At 40.1% G+C, this 5,138-nt stretch carries 5 protein-coding genes; 3 read left to right on the top strand and 2 right to left on the bottom strand.

All coding sequences use genetic code 11. The features are described 5' to 3' along the window. Positions 1-176: 176 nt before the first annotated feature. Positions 177-482, bottom strand: coding sequence for a hypothetical protein (locus HRT50_RS17640; RefSeq protein WP_291616941.1), 306 nt, complete (start codon positions 480-482; stop codon positions 177-179). Positions 483-684: 202 nt separating this feature from the next. On the opposite strand from HRT50_RS17640, the gene HRT50_RS17635 reads away from it, so the two are divergent. Further along, entirely contained in the window at positions 685-1,998 is a 1,314-nt protein-coding gene (locus HRT50_RS17635; RefSeq protein ID WP_291616939.1) for a DNA recombination protein RmuC, read from the top strand. A gap of 85 nt (positions 1,999-2,083) precedes the next feature. Here HRT50_RS17635 and HRT50_RS17630 read toward each other — a convergent pair whose 3' ends face one another. Next, the gene (locus tag HRT50_RS17630; RefSeq protein WP_291616937.1) at positions 2,084-3,421 is read right to left on the bottom strand and encodes a sodium-dependent transporter; all 1,338 of its coding nucleotides are present in this window, start codon (positions 3,419-3,421) and stop codon (positions 2,084-2,086) included. 166 nt (positions 3,422-3,587) lie between these two features. Between HRT50_RS17630 and HRT50_RS17625 the strand changes: the two genes are divergently transcribed. Continuing rightward, positions 3,588-4,247, top strand: coding sequence for an MBL fold metallo-hydrolase (locus tag HRT50_RS17625; RefSeq protein ID WP_291616935.1), 660 nt, complete (start codon positions 3,588-3,590; stop codon positions 4,245-4,247). Beyond that, positions 4,247-5,071 (top strand): ion transporter, encoded by an 825-nt coding sequence (locus HRT50_RS17620; protein WP_291616933.1) that lies wholly within the window; start codon positions 4,247-4,249, stop codon positions 5,069-5,071. The genes HRT50_RS17625 and HRT50_RS17620 overlap by 1 nt, the downstream gene beginning before the upstream one ends. Positions 5,072-5,138 lie beyond the last annotated feature (67 nt).

Raw genomic sequence — 5,138 nt, 5'->3', positions numbered from 1 at the left:
CATTCTCTTCAATCAATGCCTTGCCTCTAAGCCTTTTACCTCTCGCTGAGTGGGAAAGAACTTAATCAACTTGGTATAAAAGTAATCAGGCTGAAATTGCTGTTCATTATATTTCCCTCCTTAGCAACTTGTGCGGGAAAATAACTTTAGGCTAAAACTGATTTAAGCAAGTATGACTAAAAATCACACTGCAAAAGTTTCATCGGTTTATCAGCAGCCATGATACAGCCCCTAGCTTCATCAGTAGCGGCTTTACACTGTTTAAGCATTGACGACTGATTCGGTGCCCTGTCCTTTAATACCTTTTTGACATGACTGACTACTGTGTCACATTCACTTACCGCTACTGGCGGCGCTTTAGAGCAACTTACTAAAGTTATTACCACTAAAGGCAAGGCTAAATAAGAAATAACATTGATTTTTTTACTCAAAGGGCTAGTGGTTTGCTTTATTGTAATTTGCTTTAAAGTCGTTTTTTTCATAGTTAGCACTCTGTGGTTAAAAAAGATAAATGAGTAAGGAAATTGAGTATAGACATAGATTATTAATACTGCCGTTCGCTTTTGCATTTTTCTATAGTCATTATTTTACTATTTTTTTACCATGCCTTGGCTATTGCCTTCTAGCTTAATACTGGTAATATTTACAGTGTAGTGCCTTGGGCACCTTATTGAGATTGATAAAATGACTTTTACCTTAGAGCAACAGCAGTTGCTGTCTACTTGGTTGCCTGTACTGGCTTTTTTTACGTTGGCCTTGTTATTAATACTGGTGCTGATTCGATTATCAAAGCAAGAAAAACGTTATCAGGCGCACAATATTGCGTTGGCTAGTCAGCTGGCAACACAAACAGAGACGCAATTTTTACAACAGCTCAGCCAGTTACAAGAAAAGCAGCAATTACAGTTAGCAAATAGTTTTGAACAGCAAATGGCTGATTTGCGCATCAAGCTGTTACGTCAATTTAATGAGCTACAATCGCAATTAAACCAAAATCAAAATCAGTCACTTGACCAACTCATCACACATTTAAATGCCGCTGGTCTTAGCAATAGAGATGAGTTGGCGAAAACACTGGCGCAAAGCAGTGAGCAAATGGCCAAGCGTATTGATGCGTTAACAGACTCTACCGATAAGCGCTTACAAGAGATCAGTGGCCAGGTAGAAAAGCGCCTGAGCGAAGGCTTTGAGAAAACCACCAAAACATTTAGTGATATATTGCAGCGTTTGGCATTAATAGATGATGCACAGAAGAAAATTACCGAGTTATCGACCAACGTGGTTAGTTTACAAGCCGTACTTAATGATAAGCGCTCACGGGGGGCATTTGGTGAAGTGCAATTGAATAGCCTGATCAGGAATGTGTTGCCAGAGCAAAGCTTTAAGCTGCAGCATACTTTATCAAACGGTAAAATAGCCGATTGTGTACTATTTCTACCAAAACCTACCGGTAATGTAGTGGTAGATTCTAAATTCCCGTTAGAAAACTATCGTAAAATGATGGACTTTGAAGCGCCTGAGAGCGAAAGAAAATCAGCTATGCGTCAGTTTAAAATCGATATCAAAAAACATATTAATGACATCAGTGATAAGTACCTCATTGATAACGAAACCGCGGATGGCGCCATTATGTTTATTCCGGCTGAAGCCATTTTTGCGGAGATTCACGGACATCAAAGTGACTTAGTTGAATATGCTAATAAAAAACGAGTTTGGTTGGCATCTCCGACCACGTTAATGGCAATACTAACAACCGCACGTTCAGTACTTAAAGATGAGGCGACTCGTCAGCAAATTCATATTATTCAGGCGCATTTGTCTGATTTAGCACAAGACTTCAATCGCTTTAAAGGCCGTTTTGCCAATCTTGCCAAACATATAGATCAAGCGGCAACCGATGTGAAGCAAATTCATACCTCGGCAGATAAAATATCAACGCGCTTTGAGAAAATAGAACAGGTGGAGTTAGCTGATGAAGAGGTTGAATTAATCGAGTAAGTAAAGTTTATTATTCCAACTTCCTATAGTGGCAAGCACCTCAGCTTTGCCACTATAGGAAGTTAATAACTTCGATAGCCTGCTGTTAAAAAGCTACATTAACAAAGACAACGACTAATAAAATAGGGCAGACAAAACGTAAATAAAAGCCAAGTAACTTTAATGTTCTATTTTGGTTTAACTGGGCCATATCCGTTAACTGATTACCACGCTTCCACAACCAACCGACCACAATGAAATAAAATAATGACATCAGTGGTTGTAAAACGGTGGTGAGTAATTGAATCACTAAGCCAAATAATTGCTCAAAAAATGCGATGAGTAACATACTGGCAATAAAAACTAAGCCTGAGACTAACCAAGTAGCCCGTTTTCTAGTCATGGCTTTATCTTCAATTAAATAGGCTACCGGCACTTCAGTTGAGGAGATAGTCGAGGTAAGGGCAGCAATTGATAATAAAGCAAAAAAAGCAAAAGAGACAACTAAGCCGACCGTGCCCATGGAGCTGAACAGTGTTGGCAGAATGTTAAAAATCAGCTGGCCTTCACCAATTAAGTGACCGTCAACAAAGACTTCTTGCCCTGCGTGTTGGGCGACAAACAGTGCCGGAATAATGAGTAAGCCGGCAATAAAGGCAATGAAGGTATCTAGTAAGGTTATCGAGAGTACTAACTTGCCAATACTTTGTCCCTTAGGCATATACGAGCCATAAGCCATCATAGCGCCAACACCAATAGCCAGAGAGAAAAAAGCTTGACCCATGGCCGAGATAATCAGTTTTGGCTCAGTGACTTGGCTAAAATCAGGCACTAAATAAAGTGTTAAACCTTCAGCAGCACCGTCTTGTTGCAATATATAGATGACTAAACCAAGCAACATAACCAATAACATTGGCATCAATCGCGCTGACCAACGCTCAATACCGCTATGTACACCTTGATGTACTATGGCTGCGCCGAGCACAATAAAAATAGGGGTAAAGATGATATTACGCAGAGTACTTGAAGTTGATAGCCATTGAGAGACATCCATTAAACCAACTAACTCAGCTAATGATGCTAAGGCATGTGCTAACATCCAACCGGCGACAATAGTATAAAAACTCAACATCATCATGGCGCCGATAATACCGATTATGCCAGCGTTATGACCAAGTCTTTTAAAGCGTTTACCACAGGCGTTTGCTAAAGCTGCTACCGGGTTGGTTTGTGCCTGGTTACCAATATATATTTCCGCATAAAGCGCGGGCAGGGCGAGTAAAAAAGTCACCAGTAAATAAACAACTAAAAAAGCACCACCACCATTATTTGCTGCTTGTGTGGGAAAGGCCCAGATATTGCCTAAACCTATGGCAGCACCCGCTGCAGCGAGTACAAAACCAAGACGAGAATGAAAAGAATCACGAGTAGAAGCAGTGCTCATAAATAGTTAATTAGCCGTTAAATTTAGTTGCGCAAAGCTTACCGAGTTAGGATGCTTAGGGGAAGTACTATTCATGGGTTTTGTTACATTTATGCTGGCCATGCCGAGCAAAAACTTGTGATATAATGCCGCCATTTTGTAAGTAGTAACTATTGAAGAGCAAGTTATGTTAAATCATGAAATTATCCCGGTAACGCCTTTTGAGCAGAACTGTACTTTATTTTGGTGTACTGAAACCAAACAGGCTGCGGTAGTGGACCCAGGTGGTGATATTGAAAAAATTAAAGCCGCCATTAATAAACATGGCTTAACCCTAGAGAAAATTTTAATTACTCATGCTCATTTAGACCATGCAGGCGCGACAAATGCGTTAGCTACAGATTATGATGTTGCCATTGAAGGTCCGCATAAAGAAGATCAGTTTTGGATAGATGCTATCGAACAACAAAAACAAATGTTTGGTGCAGCCTTTAGCTATGCAGAAAAATTCATTCCTAATCGTTTTTTAGCGCAGAACGATACGGTGAATTTTGGCAATATTACCTTCGAAGTCTATTTTTGTCCCGGTCATACCCCAGGCCATATTGTATTTTTTCATCGTCAGTCAAAACTAGCGCAAGTGGGTGATGTTTTATTTAGTGGCTCTATTGGTCGTACAGATTTCCCCCGTGGTGATCACACCACCTTGGTTAACTCTATTCGTGAAAATCTCTTTCCCCTAGGAGATGATGTGCATTTTATTCCGGGTCATGGTCCTATGAGCACTTTTGGACAAGAGCGTCGCAGTAATCCCCACGTTAGTGATGCCGCAGTAGGCGCTAAATAATGGCCGCTATGATAATTAAGGCTCAGCGCCAGTTAAGTAGAATAGACACGAGTAAAGCTTTCCAAGGCATTGTTATTGCCGTGATTTTATTATCGGCGTTAATGATAGGAGCTAAAACGCACAATCTATCCGCTAATGTTGTCGCTGTGCTGCTGTTTTTAGATATTGCTGTAACGGTATTTTTTGCCGTAGAAATAACGATTCGTTTTTTAGCCTGTCCTGAAAAGAAGAATTTTTTTAAAAGCGGTTGGAATGTTTTTGATACTGTTATTGTTATTGGTAGCTTAGTTCCAACAGGAGGCTCAGGGGTATTGTTGGCCCGTCTATTAAGGGTATTTCGTGTTTTACGCTTAGTATCAATGGTGCCAGAATTACGCTTGTTGATTAATGCCTTACTTAAAGCCATACCTCGTATGGGCTATATCGCCTTGTTGATGTTTGTTATCTTTTATATTTACGCCGCTATAGGCAGTATGTATTTCCATGAGATTAATGAAGTACTCTGGGGCGATGTTTCTATTTCAATGTTGACCTTATTTCGTGTTGCCACTTTTGAAGATTGGACCGATGTTATGTACGAAACCATGGCGGTGTACCCGTTAAGTTGGATTTACTATTTGACCTTTATTTTCTTAACTGCCTTTATCTTTTTAAACATGATGGTGGGTACGGTATTAGAAGTGATGAGCCAAGAGCATGATCAGTTTCGCGCTGAGCAACATGGTGAGAGTGGTGATGGTGGTGAGCCGGCTAGTCGTGCACAAATTGATAAATTGGAAGTTGAACTGGCAGAAATTAAAGCGTTGTTACTGCAAAAGAACTAACTTAAAAAAGTAGAATAAATTAATAAATAAGCTAGCTGAAACTTAAAAAGGCAGATACTGACTTGAG

This window comes from Colwellia sp., assembly GCF_013215345.1.
In the GTDB taxonomy this organism is placed as follows: domain Bacteria; phylum Pseudomonadota; class Gammaproteobacteria; order Enterobacterales; family Alteromonadaceae; genus Colwellia.
The sequence above is the reverse complement of the archived record's forward strand: the minus strand, read 5'-3'. Positions and strand labels throughout refer to the sequence as shown.